The 15,491-nt window shown below is 62.5% G+C and carries 15 protein-coding genes; 11 read left to right on the forward strand and 4 right to left on the reverse strand.

Going from position 1 to position 15,491, the window contains the following annotated elements; all coding sequences use genetic code 11:
• The first annotated feature begins 159 nt into the window (after window positions 1–159).
• The 6 genes from GGR23_RS09410 to GGR23_RS09435 all read left to right on the forward strand — a co-directional run bounded on the left by GGR23_RS09410 (window position 160) and on the right by GGR23_RS09435 (window position 6,898).
• Window positions 160–2,424: a sensor histidine kinase NtrY-like gene (locus GGR23_RS09410; protein ID WP_183366373.1), complete on the forward strand. Its 2,265-nt coding sequence runs from the start codon at window positions 160–162 to the stop codon at window positions 2,422–2,424.
• Window positions 2,414–3,778 (forward strand): nitrogen assimilation response regulator NtrX, encoded by a 1,365-nt coding sequence (gene ntrX, locus GGR23_RS09415; RefSeq protein ID WP_183365957.1) that lies wholly within the window; start codon window positions 2,414–2,416, stop codon window positions 3,776–3,778. Before GGR23_RS09410 ends, ntrX begins: the two co-directional genes overlap by 11 nt.
• A 49-nt stretch (window positions 3,779–3,827) precedes the next feature.
• Window positions 3,828–4,691 (forward strand): D-amino-acid transaminase, encoded by an 864-nt coding sequence (locus GGR23_RS09420; protein WP_183365958.1) that lies wholly within the window; start codon window positions 3,828–3,830, stop codon window positions 4,689–4,691.
• Window positions 4,692–4,804: 113 nt separating this feature from the next.
• Window positions 4,805–5,047, forward strand: a complete 243-nt coding sequence (gene hfq / locus GGR23_RS09425; protein ID WP_183365959.1) for an RNA chaperone Hfq — start codon at window positions 4,805–4,807, stop codon at window positions 5,045–5,047.
• A 212-nt stretch (window positions 5,048–5,259) separates the two neighbouring features.
• Window positions 5,260–6,594 carry a GTPase HflX gene (gene hflX, locus GGR23_RS09430; protein WP_246365255.1) on the forward strand — a complete coding sequence of 445 codons (1,335 nt, stop codon included), beginning with the start codon at window positions 5,260–5,262 and terminating at the stop codon, window positions 6,592–6,594.
• A 52-nt stretch (window positions 6,595–6,646) separates the two neighbouring features.
• A complete protein-coding gene (locus tag GGR23_RS09435; RefSeq protein ID WP_210296918.1) occupies window positions 6,647–6,898 on the forward strand; it encodes an antitoxin PaaA2 family protein in 252 nt (83 codons plus the stop codon).
• Between the two features lie 397 nt (window positions 6,899–7,295).
• On the opposite strand, the gene mazG is transcribed toward GGR23_RS09435, so the two are convergent.
• The gene (gene mazG, locus GGR23_RS09440; protein WP_183365960.1) at window positions 7,296–8,123 is read right to left on the reverse strand and encodes a nucleoside triphosphate pyrophosphohydrolase; all 828 of its coding nucleotides are present in this window, start codon (window positions 8,121–8,123) and stop codon (window positions 7,296–7,298) included.
• A 13-nt stretch (window positions 8,124–8,136) separates the two neighbouring features.
• Window positions 8,137–8,724, reverse strand: coding sequence for a deaminase (locus GGR23_RS09445; RefSeq protein ID WP_183365961.1), 588 nt, complete (start codon window positions 8,722–8,724; stop codon window positions 8,137–8,139).
• A gap of 249 nt (window positions 8,725–8,973) precedes the next feature.
• On the opposite strand from GGR23_RS09445, the gene cysG reads away from it, so the two are divergent.
• The 5 genes from cysG to GGR23_RS09470 all read left to right on the forward strand — a co-directional run bounded on the left by cysG (window position 8,974) and on the right by GGR23_RS09470 (window position 13,981).
• Entirely contained in the window at window positions 8,974–10,422 is a 1,449-nt protein-coding gene (cysG, locus tag GGR23_RS09450; protein ID WP_246365181.1) for a siroheme synthase CysG, read from the forward strand.
• Window positions 10,415–10,729 (forward strand): DUF2849 domain-containing protein, encoded by a 315-nt coding sequence (locus GGR23_RS09455; protein WP_183365963.1) that lies wholly within the window; start codon window positions 10,415–10,417, stop codon window positions 10,727–10,729. Before cysG ends, GGR23_RS09455 begins: the two co-directional genes overlap by 8 nt.
• An 8-nt stretch (window positions 10,730–10,737) precedes the next feature.
• The gene (locus GGR23_RS09460; protein WP_183365964.1) at window positions 10,738–12,411 is read left to right on the forward strand and encodes a nitrite/sulfite reductase; all 1,674 of its coding nucleotides are present in this window, start codon (window positions 10,738–10,740) and stop codon (window positions 12,409–12,411) included.
• Window positions 12,412–12,420: 9 nt separating this feature from the next.
• A complete protein-coding gene (locus tag GGR23_RS09465) occupies window positions 12,421–12,933 on the forward strand; it encodes a DUF934 domain-containing protein (protein ID WP_183365965.1) in 513 nt (170 codons plus the stop codon).
• 235 nt (window positions 12,934–13,168) lie between these two features.
• Window positions 13,169–13,981 (forward strand): ferredoxin--NADP reductase, encoded by an 813-nt coding sequence (locus GGR23_RS09470; protein WP_183365966.1) that lies wholly within the window; start codon window positions 13,169–13,171, stop codon window positions 13,979–13,981.
• 72 nt (window positions 13,982–14,053) lie between these two features.
• Here the strand turns inward: GGR23_RS09470 and GGR23_RS09475 are convergent, their stop codons facing one another.
• Window positions 14,054–14,323 carry a hypothetical protein gene (locus tag GGR23_RS09475; RefSeq protein WP_183365967.1) on the reverse strand — a complete coding sequence of 90 codons (270 nt, stop codon included), beginning with the start codon at window positions 14,321–14,323 and terminating at the stop codon, window positions 14,054–14,056.
• A gap of 303 nt (window positions 14,324–14,626) precedes the next feature.
• The gene (locus tag GGR23_RS09480) at window positions 14,627–15,250 is read right to left on the reverse strand and encodes a GntR family transcriptional regulator (RefSeq protein ID WP_183365968.1); all 624 of its coding nucleotides are present in this window, start codon (window positions 15,248–15,250) and stop codon (window positions 14,627–14,629) included.
• Window positions 15,251–15,491 lie beyond the last annotated feature (241 nt).

The raw sequence follows: 15,491 nt of genomic DNA on the forward strand, positions 1-15,491 counted from the left end.
AGGCCGGGCGGAGGCGTTGCATTTTCGCCACAATGCGTTGCTTGAAAGCAACGGTCGCGCAGGCTGATTCATCCGGAAAGGGTGGGTCACGCTGCGTGACGTAATGACCGTAACGTCAGGGGCGCATCTCGCATGCTGCCGCATGACCGCGGCTGGGGGATGAGAATGCTGACGCCATTGGTTGAGGACGAAGCGGGGGGATCGGCCCAGGACCGGCGCGCCCGTTTTGCCATTCCTGGCCTCGGGCTTGCCGCCGGCGCGCTGATCTGCGCGGTGCTGACGCTTTTCGTGCTGCTCGGCCTCACGCCTCTTGCACCCACCCGTCCCGTGGTCATTGCCTCGGCTGGCCTCAACTCGCTGTTCATCATCGGCCTCATCTTCCTGATCGTCCGGGAGATCGGGCGGCTCTGGAAGGCGCGGCTCAAGGGGCGGGCGGCTGCGCGGCTGCACGTGCGGATCGTTGCGCTTTTCTCCATCGTCGCGATCACGCCCGCCATTCTGGTCGCGATCTTTGCCAGCATCTTTCTGAATGTCGGGCTCGACCGCTGGTTCTCGATCCGCACCCAGTCGATCGTGAACAACTCCATGAACGTGGCCCAGGCCTATGTGATGGAGAATGCGGCCTATCTGCAGGGGCAGACGCTTTCGATGGCGAACGATCTCGAGCGGAACCGCGTGCTTTTCAGCCTTGACCGGAACGGCTTCGTCGAACTGCTGACACGGCAGGCGAGGGGCCGCGGCATGCTCGGCGCCTTCCTTCTGCGGGATGACGGCTCGGTGATGGTTCAGGCCAACATCAAGACGGAAAGCCCCCTGCCACCGGTTCCCAAGGATGCGCTCGCTTCCTCCGTCGCCGGACAGCCGACGCTCATTCCTCCGGGCGGAACCAACCTTGTGGGTGCCATCCTGCAATTGAAGGATATCACCGGCGCCCATCTCTACACCATCCGGGCCGTCGATCCGAAAGTGATGCGCGCCATGCGCGAGGTGGAGGACAACTCCGCCGAATACAAGTCCATGGAGGCAAACCGCACGTCGCTGCAGGTCGCCTTCGCCGTCGTCTATCTGGGTTTTGCGCTGATCGTGCTTCTCGCCGCGATCTGGACCGCGATCGCGATTGCGGACCGCATCGTTCGGCCGATCCGCCTTCTCATCAGTGCCGCGGACAGCGTGGCGAGCGGCAACCTGAATGTCGTGGTGCCGGTGCGGGCAGCCGATGGCGATGTCGGCAGCCTCTCGCGCACCTTCAACAAGATGATCAGCGAAATCCGGACCCAGCGCGACGAGATTCTCGAGGCAAAGGACGAGGTGGACGACCGGCGCCGCTTCATCGAGGCCGTGCTGTCCGGCGTCACCGCCGCTGTCATCGGCGTGGAGGAAGACCGGCGGATCACGATCGTCAATCCGTCTGCCGAAATCCTTCTTGGGCGAAAGGCCGAAGATCTGATTGGCAGCCGTCTGCCGGACATCGCGCCCGAAGTGGATGCCGTACTCACCGAAGCCGCGCTGCGGGCGCGCGCGGATTACCGCAAGCAGATCGATCTCATCCGCTCCGGCAAGGAACGGACGCTATCGGTGCAGGTGACCCGCGAGGAAGCGCACGACAAATCGGATTCCTACGTCATCACGCTGGACGATATCACCGACCTCGTGATCGCCCAGCGCTCCACCGCGTGGTCGGATGTCGCGCGGCGCATTGCCCATGAAATCAAGAACCCGCTCACTCCCATCCAGCTTTCCGCCGAACGCATCAAGCGTCGGTTCGGCAAGCTGGTGTCCGAGGAGGATCGCCCCGTTTTCGACCAGTGCACCGACACGATCGTTCGCCAGGTGGGCGATATCGGCCGCATGGTCGACGAGTTCTCCGCCTTTGCCCGGATGCCGAAGCCCACGAAGCAGGAATCTGACCTGCGCGAAATCCTGCGCGACTCGGTGTTCCTGCGCGAGGTGGGGGCAAGCCAGATCGATTTCATACAGCAGTTCGGGGATACGCCTCAGCTCGGTCTTTTCGACGGGCGGATGCTGGGCCAGGCCTTTGGCAACCTGATCAAGAACGCGGTGGAATCCATCGAATCCGTTCTCGGCGAGGATGGCCGCGACAAGGGCAAGGTGCTGGTGCGCTCCAGCTTCGATGCGGAGCACGATCTCTACACCGTCGATATCATCGACAATGGACGCGGGCTGCCGGTCGAGAACCGGCACCGCATCCTCGAACCCTACATGACGATGCGCGAGAAGGGCACCGGCCTTGGCCTCGCCATCGTGAAGAAGATCATCGAGGAGCATGGCGGGCAGCTGGAGCTGCACGACGCTCCCCCCGAATTCGATCATGGCCGCGGTGCCATGATCCGTGTCCTCCTGCCGCGCCGCGAGGCGGCCGGAACGGAGGAAGCAAGACACAAGGAAGTGGCCGATGGCGTCTGATATTCTGGTCGTGGATGACGAAGAAGACATCCGTGAGATCGTATCTGGGATTCTCTCCGACGAGGGGCACGAGACACGCACCGCCCATGACAGCGACAGCGCGCTGGCGGCCATTTCCGACCGCGTGCCGCGTCTCGTGTTTCTAGACATCTGGATGCAGGGATCCAAGCTTGACGGGCTTGCCCTGCTGGACGAAATCAAGGCGCGCCACCCGGACCTGCCGGTGGTGATGATCTCAGGACACGGCAACATCGAGACGGCTGTCTCCGCCATCCGGCGCGGTGCTTTCGATTTCATCGAGAAGCCCTTCAAGGCGGACCGCCTCATCCTGGTCGCGGAACGGGCGCTCGAAACCTCCAAGCTGCGCAAGGAAGTGACAGAACTGAAGCGGCGCACCGGCGACCACGCGGAGCTGATCGGCACTTCGGTTGCGGTGTCCCAGCTGCGCCAGACCATCGAGAAGGTTTCGCCCACCAACAGCCGCATCATGATCCTCGGGCCCTCCGGCTCTGGCAAGGAGCTGGTGGCACGGCTGATCCACCGCAAGTCGTCCCGTGCAGCCGGACCGTTCGTGGCCCTGAATGCGGCCGCCATCACGCCCGAGCGCATGGAAATTGCCCTGTTCGGCACCGAGGGCGGACCCGGACAGCCGCGCAAGATCGGGGCGCTGGAAGAGGCGCATCGCGGCATCCTCTATCTCGACGAAGTGGGCGAGATGCCGCGCGAGACGCAGAACAAGATCCTGCGCGTTCTTGTTGACCAGCAGTTCGAGCGCGTCGGCGGCTCCAAGCGCGTGAAGGTGGATGTGCGCATCATCTCGTCCACCGCCTACAATCTCGAGAGCAAGATCGCCGAAGGCACGTTCCGGGAAGACCTGTTCCACCGGCTCGCGGTTGTGCCGGTCAAGGTGCCGCCGCTTGCCGAACGGCGCGAGGACATTCCGTTCCTTGTCGACCAGTTCATGCGGCAGATATCGGAACAGGCCGGCATCCGCGCCCGCAAGATCGGCGACGACGCCATGGCGGTGCTGCAGGCCCATGACTGGCCGGGCAACATCCGCCAGCTGCGCAACAACATCGAACGGCTGATGATTCTTGCGCAGACCGATGGTCCCGACACGCCGATCACGGCGGACATGCTGCCCACCGATCTCGGCGACATGCTGCCAAAGGTCTCCGGCAACAACGACTACCACATCATGACGCTGCCGCTGCGCGAGGCGCGGGAAATGTTCGAGCGGGATTACCTGATCGCCCAGATCAACCGCTTCGGCGGCAACATCTCCCGCACCGCCGAGTTCGTCGGCATGGAGCGCTCCGCGCTGCACCGCAAGCTGAAGTCGCTGGGCGTCTGACCGGACGCCCGCCATCCCATTCCCCGATATCCATCTTCGAGAGGCCACAATGCCCAGGATTGCCTATGTGAACGGACGCTACCAGCCCCATGACGAGGCGGCGGTGCATGTGGAGGATCGCGGCTTCCAGTTCGCGGACGGCGTTTACGAGGTCTGCGAAGTCCGTCACGGGATGATCGTGGACCTGACCCGCCACCTGAACCGGCTGGAGCGGTCGCTGGGCGAGCTGTCGATGCCGATGCCGATGAGCCGGGCGGCGCTGACCCTAGTGATCCGGGAGGTTCTGAGGCGGAACCGCGTGCGCAACGGGCTGTTCTACCTGCAGGTGACGCGCGGCAGGGCGCGGCGCGACCATGTTTATCCCAGCCCCGATACGCCGATGACCGTGGTCGTGACGGCCAAGAGCACCGATCCCTCCATCATCGCCCGGAAGAACGCCAACGGCATCGCCGCCATCACCGTGCCCGATAACCGCTGGGAGCGGGTCGACATCAAGACCGTCGGGCTGCTGCCGAACTGCATGGCCCGGCAGGCCGCAAAGGAGGCGGGCGCGCAGGAAGCGATCTATGTGGACAGCCAGGGCCGCGTGACCGAGGGCGCCGCAACCAATGTCTGGATTGTCGACAAGGAAGGCCGTCTCGTCACCCGCCCCGCCGAGCAGGGCATCCTGCGCGGCGTGACCCGCACCACGCTGATGGACATAACGGCCCGGCTCGGCATCGAGGTGAGGGAGGACTACTTCACCGTGGACGACATGCTGAACGCACGCGAGGTTTTCATCACCGCAGCCACAAGTATATGTTTTCCCGTGGTTTCTCTCGATGGAAAGACCATTGCGAACGGCCATCCCGGAAGCGTCTCACAGAAAATCCGCGAGGCCTTTTTCGACATTGCGGAAAAGACGGCGATTTGATACTCAGATCGCGGGGACCGAAAAAAGCGCGGGGGGCTTCGCGCGGTCCAAGGGATGGACATCGAAAGTCACCGGTCTGACGACCGGCAAGAACGAAAGAAAGAATCGGCGCTATGGCGGAACGTTCTCAGAACTTGCAGGACCTTTTTCTCAACACGGTTCGCAAGCAGAAGATCTCCCTTACCATTTTCCTCATCAACGGTGTGAAGCTGACGGGTGTCGTGACCTCGTTCGACAACTTCTGCGTCCTGCTTCGCCGTGACGGCCATTCGCAGCTTGTCTACAAGCATGCGATCTCGACCATCATGCCCGGTCAGCCGATGCAGATGTTCGAGTCGGAAGAACAATCCGCCTGATATTCGGGATCTCGACTGCCTGAAGCCGCGTTGCTATCGTGAAGCAGCGCGGCTTGGCTATTGCGCATGGCTTGCCGCACTCCCATCTCTGTTTCGCAAGCCGCCCGCCACCGATTGGCGCGGCACACCATTCTGACAGGACAAGACCCATAACCATTCGCGACACCAAGACCGAATCGATCATCCCCGAGGGCGAGAAGCATCGCGACGACATGCGCGCCATCGTGGTGGTGCCTGTGCTGAAGCAGCCGGCAAGGCCGCAGCGCGGCCTTCCCGCCGCGGATGCCGCTCCTCAGCCGCCGCAACGTTCCAACGAAAGCCGGCTCGAGGAAGCGATCGGCCTTGCCCGCGCCATCGATCTGACCATCGCGGACGGCACGATCGTCACGGTCGCCGCGCCGCGACCGGCAACTTTGCTCGGTACGGGCAAGATCGAGGAGATCAAGCAGGCGCTCGACGAGCACAATGCCGGTCTTGTCATTGTCGACCATCCGCTGACACCGGTTCAGCAGCGGAACCTCGAAAAGGAATGGAACGCCAAGGTAATCGACCGGACGGGCCTCATCCTGGAAATCTTCGGCCGGCGCGCTTCCACCAAGGAAGGCACGCTGCAGGTCGATCTCGCCCATCTCAATTACCAGAAAGGCCGCCTCGTCCGGTCCTGGACCCACCTCGAGCGGCAGCGCGGCGGCGCGGGCTTCATGGGCGGTCCCGGTGAAACCCAGATCGAGGCCGACCGCCGACTGCTGCAGGAGCGCATCGTTCGGCTGGAGCGCGAGCTCGAACAGGTCGTACGCACCCGCCAGCTGCACCGTGCCAAGCGCCGCAAGGTTCCCCATCCCATCGTGGCACTTGTCGGCTACACCAATGCCGGAAAGTCGACGCTCTTCAACCGGATCACCGGGGCAGGGGTGCTGGCCGAGGACATGCTGTTCGCCACGCTCGATCCGACGCTGCGCCGCATGAAGCTGCCCCATGGCCGCACCGTCATCCTGTCCGACACCGTGGGCTTCATTTCCGACCTTCCCACCCACCTGGTCGCCGCCTTCCGCGCGACGCTGGAAGAGGTGCTCGAGGCCAACATCATCCTGCATGTCCGCGACATGTCCGACCCCGACAACGGTGCGCAGGCGGCGGACGTCTACCGCATCCTCGGGGATCTCGGCATCGACGAGAAGGATCGGGCCGAACGGCTGATCGAGGTCTGGAACAAGATCGACAAGCTGGAGCCGGAAGCGGCCGAAGCCCTGACCCAGAAGGCCGCCGCAACGCCCAATACCATGGCCGTCTCCGCCATTACCGGCACCGGCATCGATGCGCTGCTGGAAGACGTTCAGGAGCGGCTTTCCGGCGTGATGACGGAAACCACCGTCATCCTGCCTCCGGAGAAGATGAAGCTCCTGCCCTGGATCTATTCCAACGCCGTCGTCGACGAGCGCGAGGACCTGGAAGACGGTTCCGTCCGGCTCGATCTTCGCCTGACCGAGAGCCAGGCCGAAGAACTCGACGGACGCCTCGGCAACGCCAAGCCCAAGCCGGAATGGTAAGGCTTGAACGCTTTCCATGCCGTGCTAATATACCGGTAACGGAGTGATGGCGATGTCGAAGGCAGCAGCAAAGCCGGACGGTACAGGCGAGGGTGGTGACACGTTTGCCGAGCCTGAAACGCTGTCCTGGGACGAGGAGCGTCAAGTCGGCGATGACTGGCTGAATGATGCAGACTATGCGGCCCATGTGAGAGCTGCCATCGAGAAAGCCCTTGATGATCCGAGGCCAACCATTCCCCTGGACGAAGTTCGCAGACGGATGGAGGCAAAGCTCCTTGAGGTCCGACGGACCTGGCGCCCATGAGAAATTTGCCCGTCTCCTTTACCGAGGAGGCGTTGGCGGATCTGGATGGGTTTTTTGATCATGTTTTATATGTAGTTAGAAGGCCGAACTTTGCCGGGGAATACACCACGGGCTCATCCGCTTCTGTGAGGCTACGGGTTCCCTGCCGCGCATCGGTCTTCCGATACGCCTGAACGAACGGGATCTTCGTAGACGGCTCTTCGAGAAAACACTCCTCGTCATCTATGAGATCAAGGATGACAGGGTAGACATCCTGCGCATCGTTTCCGGGCGGCTGGTCAAAAACAAGCATGACATGATGAGACGATAAAGAAAGGCTTTATCCCATCTCGAACGAGATACGGAAGCAACCCGCTCGTTTCTGCGAGGTTCAGGCAGGTTTCCAGGGGGTATCCCGTTACTCCCGCTCGCCTTTCTTCGCGTCCTGCCAGAGCTCTTCCATCCGGTCGAGACTCGCGGCTTCGAGCGTTTCGCCGGCCTCGGTAAGCTTCTGCTCGATATGGGCGAAGCGCCGGCGGAACTTGGTGTTCGTACCGCGAAGCGCCATTTCCGGATCGGCCTTCACGTGTCGGCCGATATTGACGGTGGCGAATATGAGATCGCCGAGTTCGTCCGCGACCTTGTCCTTGCAGCCCTCCTTCAGCGCCTGTCGCAATTCGCCGATCTCTTCCTCGATCTTGTCGAGGATCGGTTCTGCGTCCGACCAGTCGAAGCCGACTTTTGCCGCCTGCTCCTGCAGCTTCAGAGCCTCCATGAGCGCCGGAAAGCTGCGCTGGACAGTGCCGAGATGGCCGGCCTTGAAATCCTCAGTAATGCCGCGCCGGGCCCGGCGTTCTGCGCGCTCCGCCTTTTCCGCCTTCTTGATCGCATCCCACTGGAGCTTCACCGCCTCCGGCGTATCCGCATCCGATCGGGCGAAGACGTGCGGATGGCGGCGGATCATCTTGGATGTCACGGCACACACCACGTCCTCGAAGTTAAATTCGCCCGCTTCCTCGGCCATGCGTGCGTGGAAGACCACCTGCAGCAGCAGGTCGCCGAGTTCCTCGCACAGATCGTCCATGTCGCCCCGTTCGATGGCGTCGGCCACCTCGTAGGCTTCTTCGATCGTGTAGGGCTTGATGGTCTCGAAGGTCTGCTCGATGTCCCAGGGGCAGCCGGTTTCGCGGTTACGCAAGGCTGCCATGATTTCGAGCAGGCGCCTGATGTCGCCGGACGGTTCCATGCTGTCGATCCGATCAGTTCAGGGGAATGGAGTTGCCGGATTTCGAAACCTGGTAGGTTTCGGAGAGGCGGGCATATTCCTCGTTGATCCGGCCCCACTGCGCCTGCATCCTTGCCTTTTCGGCCTCCGGTGAGGCGGCGACCATCTCCCGCAGGGAGCCGGAGCGCCAGAAGGCATTCGACTTCCTGTAGCCGCCGGGCTCCAGCCCGAAAACCTCCTTGAGGATCTTCAGGTCGTGCGGAATGGCGAAGGCGTCGCGGCTGTCTTCGTAGGAGAAGAAATAATAGAAATTGTCGAAGCCGGCCCAGGTGATCGCCGACATGCACATGGTGCAGGGCTCGTGGGTGGACAGGAAAATGAGATCCTTCGTGTCGGGCCGCTCGCCCATATCATAGAAACGCTTCAGCGTATGCACTTCGCCGTGCCAGAGCGGGTTTTCGAGCTCGTTGTTGGTTTCGGCGATGACAAGCGAAAGATCGGACTTCCGGAGGATTGCCGCGCCGAACACCTTGTTGCCGGCGGCGACCCCTTTGCGGGTGAGGGGAATGATGTCCCGTTCGATGACGTCAAGCAGGCGGGCGGCAAGGGCGGTTTCAGACACGGATGGGCTTCCTGTAAGGGTATGATTTTTGCAGCACCACAGAGGAAAACCGACGGCGAGTCAATGTCGGCGTTCCGGTATCCCCGAATCCCGCAGAAAGCAGGCAAACGCCCCTGCCGGAGATATTTGCTCCAAAATGTCGCGCCCCGAGCAAAGAAATACCGCGCCTGAGGAGCGGGCGGATTTCTGTTTCTTCAATAAACTGGCTCTAGAGGCGATATTCAGGGCCTCATGAAACAGGATTCCCCGATGCGCGAGACGGCAGACCAGCTCACCGTTTTCCCAGCGTTTTTCCGCGTTGCCGGAAAGACGGTGGCTGTGTTCGGCAACGGTGACGAAGCCTATGCCAAGGCGCGCCTGCTGCGCAACACGCAGGCCGTGATCATCGCATACGGGGCCGACCCGGAGCCCGCCTATGCCGCCTTCCTGAAGGCCGAGGGCATCGCCCATGTGGCTGCTGATTTCGAGGTAAGCCAGGTTCGAGGCATGACGCTCGTCTTTGCCGCCACGGGCGACGAGCATCTCGACCAGCAGATCGTGGCCGCCGCGCGGGCGGAGAAAATACCGGCCAATGCGGTCGATCAGCCGGAGTTCTGCGATTTCATCACGCCTGCGCTGGTCAACCGGGCTCCCGTTGCCGTTGCCATCGGGACGGAAGGAGCGGGGCCTGTTCTCGCCCAGATGATCCGGGCGCAGGTGGACCAGCTGCTCGCTCCTTCTCTCGGGCGCCTTGCCCAGCTCGCCATGCCCTACCGCCGTGCAGTGGACCATCTGTTGCCGAAGGGCTCTGCGCGCCGCATCTTCTGGCGCCGCTTCTTCTCGGGCGAGGTGGCCGATGCCGTGCTTCAGGGCGATCTGTCGGATGCGCGCCGCAAGGCCACGCGGCTCCTGCGCTCCATCGACCGCCCGGAAGGCCATGTCTGGCTCGTCGGCGCCGGTCCCGGAGCGGAAGACCTGCTGACGCTTCGTGCACAGCGCGTGATGATGGAAGCGGACGTGATCGTCTTCGATGCACTGGTTCCGCAGGAAATCGTCGACATGGGCCGTCGGGATGCCGAGCGCATCTCGGTCGGCAAGCGCAAGGGCTGCCATTCCAAGAAGCAGGAAGAGATCAGCGAACTGCTGGTCGAGCTCGGCCGCGCGGGCAAGCGCGTCGTGCGGCTGAAATCCGGCGATCCGCTGGTCTATGGCCGGGCCATGGAAGAAATGCAGGCGCTGCGCGATGCGGGCATTTCCTATGAGATCGTGCCGGGCATTACCTCCGCCTTTGCCGCTGCTGCCGATTTCGAACTGCCGCTGACGCTCCGGGGCGTTGCCTCCTCGCTGATCTTCACGACCGGCCATGACCTTGCCGGTGACGTGCTGCCGGACTGGGCAAGCCTTGCCGTCTCGGGCGCTACGGTGGCGGTTTACATGGGCCGGACCGTTGCCGCCTCCGTTGCGGAGCGGCTGATGCAGGCCGGCCTTTCGCCCGACACGACGGTCGCCGTCATCGAGAACGCCAGCCGCCGCAATCGCCGGCTGCTGCACGGAACGCTGAAGGATCTGCCCGATCTCGAACATCGCGACGAACTGACGGGTCCCGTCATGGTCATCATCGGCGATGCCGTGGCGGGTGCGAACTTCGAACAGTCTCAATCGCTGGTCGGCCAATCGGTCGAGACCCGCGAACTGGTAAGGAACGGAAGCCATGGCTGACAAGGTTTTGACGGGTAATCGACTGGGTGACGGCATCGCCGTATGGCTGGATGCCGCAGGCAACTGGACGGAAAACCTGCAGGATGCGCTGGTGGCGCGCCATGCGGAGGCCGTGCAGTCGCTGGAAGAAATCGGCAAGCGCGATTTCGCCGCCAATCTCGTGCTCGATGTGAATGTCATCGATGTCGCCGAGGTCAACGGCAAGATCCGGCCTCTGCGTCTTCGCGAACGCATTCGCGCCGAAGGCCCGACCATGGTATATGCCGACGGCTACAAGGCCGCCGATCCCGATTTCATTGCCGCCTGAGAGATAAGATGTACCGTTACGACGAATTCGACCACGCCTTTGTCAACGCGCGCGTTGCCCAGTTCCGCGACCAGGTGGAGCGCCGCCTTTCGGGCGAGCTGGCCGAGGATGCCTTCCGCCCGCTGCGCCTGATGAACGGCGTCTATCTCCAGCTGCACGCCTACATGCTGCGCGTCGCCATTCCCTACGGCACGCTGAATTCGAAGCAGATGCGGATGCTGGCCCATATCGCCCGGAAGTATGACCGCGGCTACGGTCATTTCACCACCCGCCAGAACATCCAGTACAACTGGCCGAAGCTCTCGGATACGCCCGATATCCTCGCCGAACTCGCAACCGTCGAGATGCATGCGCTCCAGACCTCGGGCAACTGCATTCGCAACGTGACGGCGGACCATTTCGCCGGGGCGGCACAGGACGAGGTGGCCGATCCGCGTCCCTATGCGGAAATCCTCCGCCAGTGGTCTTCGGTGCATCCGGAATTCTCGTTCCTGCCGCGCAAGTTCAAGATCGCCGTCACCGGTGCCGAGCGCGACCGCGCGGCCATCCAGGTGCACGATATCGGCCTGCATCTGAAGAAGAACGAGGCGGGCGAGCTTGGCTTTGCCGTCTATGTCGGCGGCGGGCAGGGCCGTACGCCGATGATCGCGAAGAAGATCAAGGACTTCCTGCCGGAAGAAGACCTGCTTTCCTACATCACCGCCATCATGCGCGTGTACAACCTGCATGGCCGCCGCGACAACAAGTACAAGGCGCGCATCAAGATCCTCGTGCACGAGACCGGCACCGAGGAGCTGACCCGTCAGGTGGAGGCGGAATTCGCCGAGCTGAAGAACACGGAGCTGAAGCTGCCGGAAGCCGACGTGAAGGCGATTGCCGCCTATTTCGCGCCGCCGGAGCTGCCGGCCCGCGCCGAAGGCTGGGCAAGCCTGGCCGAGTGGAAGAAGCGCGACGAAGAGTTCGCCCGCTGGGTGAACAACAACGTCAAGCCGCACAAGCATCCCGATTACGGCATGGTCACGATCTCGCTGAAGCCGATCGGCGGTATTCCGGGCGATGCGACTGACGCGCAGATGGAAGCGGTGGCCGATATCGCCGCCGAATATGCGCAGGACGAGATCCGCATCAGCCACGAGCAGAACATCGTTCTGCCGCATGTGGCGCTGGCCGATCTGGAGCCGGTCTATCGCGCACTGGTGGCAGCCGGGCTTGCAACGGCCAACTCCAACCTCATCACCGATATCATCGCCTGCCCGGGCCTCGATTACTGCGCGCTCGCCAATGCGCGCTCCATCCCGGTGGCACAGGAAATCTCCTCCCGCTTCGGCGCGCCCGAGCGGCAGGAAGAAATCGGCGAGCTGAAGATCAAGATCTCCGGCTGCATCAATGCCTGCGGCCATCACCATGTCGGCCATATCGGTCTTCTGGGCGTGGAGAAGAAGGGCGCGGAGCTCTACCAGATCACGCTTGGCGGCTCCGGCGATGAAAACACCTCCATCGGCGAGATCATCGGCCGCGGCTTCGAGCCCGAAAAGGTGACCGATGCGGTGGAAACCATCGTGGACACCTATCTCGGCCTCAGGCTGTCGAAGGAAGAGACCTTCCTCGACGCCTATCGCCGCGTGGGGCCGCAGCCCTTCAAGGATGCGCTTTACGGCGCAACGGCCGAAGCTGCCGAATAAGGATCGATCATGACCAGGCTCTGGACCGAAACGGGTTTCGTCGAGAACGATCCCTTTGTCATCGAAACGGAAGACCGCAAGGCGGGCGAGGGCGAGCAGCCCATCCGTCCGCTCGCCGATTTCCTCGCCCATGCCGAAGCCAGCAACGAGAGCGGCCTTGCCGTTCTCGTCAAGCCGGCGGACGATGTGCGCAAGCTGCAGCCCTATCTCGACCGCATCGCGCTGGTGGCGGTGGAATTCCCGGCCTTCAACGACGGCCGCGCCTTCAGCCATGCCTCGCTCCTGCGCGACCGTCTGCATTACAAGGGCGATATCCGCGCTGTCGGCGACGTGCTGATCGACCCGCTGCCACTCATGCTTCGGTGCGGCATCACCAGCTTTGCGGTGAAGAATGCCACGGCACTGAAGCGCCTCGCCGAGGGCCGCCTGCCGGGCATCGACGTGCACTACCAGCCGGCTGCGCGCGAAAGCGCCAATCCCGGTTCCTACAGCTGGCGGCGCAAGGCAAAGCCTGCCGCCTGAAGGATCGCATGCCCCTCCATGCGGCGCGATGACGTGCCGCATGGCCTTTTGATCAATGTCAATGTAGCGCTTCCCGGCATCGGCCATAACGGATGCCGTCGGCCAGGGGCCGGAATATTCTCCATCGGTGCGACACCGGGGAACGCTTTACCTTTATTTGCAGCGCAACATGTAATATCAGCCTAGCCGTGCCCGAAAAGGCTGAGAACCGGAAGACCACAGGACTCGACCGCTGATGAACGCTCCCGCAAAGACCGAAGATTTCGCTGAATCCATCCCTGCCGGCGTCTATGCCGAGAAGGTGCTGAGCGTCACGCACTATACGGATCGCCTGTTCCGATTCCGCATGACCCGCCCCGAAGGCTTCCGCTTCCGCTCGGGCGAGTTTGCCATGATCGGCCTCATGGTCGAGGGTAAGCCGATCTATCGCGCCTATTCCATCGCAAGCCCCGCCTGGGACGAAGAGCTCGAGTTCTTCTCGATCAAGGTTCCGGACGGTCCGCTGACCCAGCATCTCCAGAAGATCCAGCCGGGCGATACCGTCCTGATGCGCAAGAAGCCGACCGGCACGCTGGTGCTCGATGCGCTGACACCCGGCAAGCGGCTCTACATGTTTTCCACCGGCACCGGCATCGCGCCCTTCGCAAGCCTGATCCGCGATCCGGAAACCTACGAAAAGTTCGAGGAAGTCATCCTCACCCACACCTGCCGCGAGGTGGCCGAGCTGAAATACGGCTTCGACCTGATCGAGGAAATCCGCTCCAACGAGCTGCTTTCCGAAATCGTCGGCGACAAGCTGAAGCACTACGCGACGGTGACCCGTGAGGACTATCCCTTCCAGGGCCGCATCACGGACCTCATCGCCAATGGCAAGCTCTTCTCCGACCTCGGCGTCCCCGCCCTCGACCCCGCCGTCGACCGCGGCATGATCTGCGGTTCTTCGGCCATGCTGAAGGACACCAAGGAGCTTCTGGAAAAGGCTGGCCTGACCGAAGGCGCCAACAACAAGCCTGCCGAATTCGTCATCGAACGCGCTTTCGTCGGCTGATCCTTTACGCCAGACCGAACAACTGACGCCGTTCTCCAGCCGGGGAGCGGCGTTTTCCGTTTCCGGGACGTTTCAGTTTTCGCGCGTCAGCCGGTCTCTCTCCTGTACCTCCAGTTCCTGAAGGTTGGTGCCGACCCTTGGGGGAGCGGCGAGAACCTCGACCACGGGACCGGACATGCTGCGCGGCGCTGGGGCAGGGGCAGGGGCAGCCACAGGAAAAGGAGCGGGAGCGGGGCGTCTGATAACCAGCCAGGCAATGCCCAGAAGGGTCGCATGCGGCAGGATCAGCATCAGCGCTTTGATCCAGTCGGGTGATGATGTGTAGAAGACAGCAAGATCCATGGTGGCTTACTCCCGGCAAGGTGGAGCCACCGGCGGCCATGAATAGCCACCGGTGACCGGGGAGTAGAAAAACCGTGCAAGAACGGCCGCCCCGGTTTTTAAACCGAAGTTCTGGACATGACCGGGGCCTCCCGGCCGCTGGGCTGGAAAGCTAATGGTTTCGGGAGGCGCCGATCAAGCGCCGCCGCTTCCTGCAAGGGGTTTTCTAAGCCCCGGGACACGGGATTTTGCCCGCATCCTGAAGGGAAGGTTAGCAGGACCGTATATTTAGTCAACGCTTGTTTAGGCGGCCCTCAATATGCGTCAGCGCTTGAGCAGGTAATCCATCAGGCCCGTCATGGCCCGCGACGCGCCGGGGACGTCGCCCTGCTGGATGGCGCGAATGACGGCGACGTGGAGGGAGATGGAGCGATCCATTCGTTCATGCGAGGCAACGGAAAACCAGAGGCGCCGGGCGTGGGTTTGCAGGGGCGCCAGCGCTGCGGTCAGGAAGCGGTTGGGGCAGGCGTCTTCCATGATCTCGTCGAACATCTTGTCGGCGGCAAGGAAGGCCGCCATGTCGCCCGAGACGGCGCAGGCGGTCATGGTTTGCGCACAGGCGAGAAGGCGCGCGCGCTGGTCCGCTGTCGCGTGCTCGGCGACGAGGGCAGCGGCGAGGGGCTCCAGCTTCGCCCGCACCTGCATGATCTCGGCATAGTCGTCCGGTTCGATCTCCGCGATCTGAAGCCCCACCCGGGGCCTCACCACGATCAATCCCTGCCAGGCGAGTTTCTGGATCGCCTCGCGCACCGGCGTGCGTCCCTGTCCGGCCAGATCGATGAGCTGCCGTTCCGTCACCAGCGACCCCGGCTTCAGCCTGAGCGTGACGATCAGGGTTTCCAGCGCGAGATAGGCCTGGTGGCTGAGGGAATCGGCGGATACGCTCATGAATATAATCCTATCTGATATATCAGACTGCGCCAATCCGGATCCGGCTGCGCCATGGAAGTGATATATCAGATCTTCTCGCATTTCGAGGCGGGCAACGGCGCTTTCCGGCCTTTCCTTTGCCCTTTGTCCATGCGAATTTTGCAGCGGCTCTTGCTCTCCGCCCTTGGTATGAAGCCCGGGGAGAAATTATAGATAATTCTTGAAACTATCTACGAAAGCGGGCAAGGGTTGAGAGAAA

The sequence above is a fragment of the Gellertiella hungarica genome, assembly GCF_014197145.1.
Lineage (GTDB): Bacteria > Pseudomonadota > Alphaproteobacteria > Rhizobiales > Rhizobiaceae > Gellertiella > Gellertiella hungarica.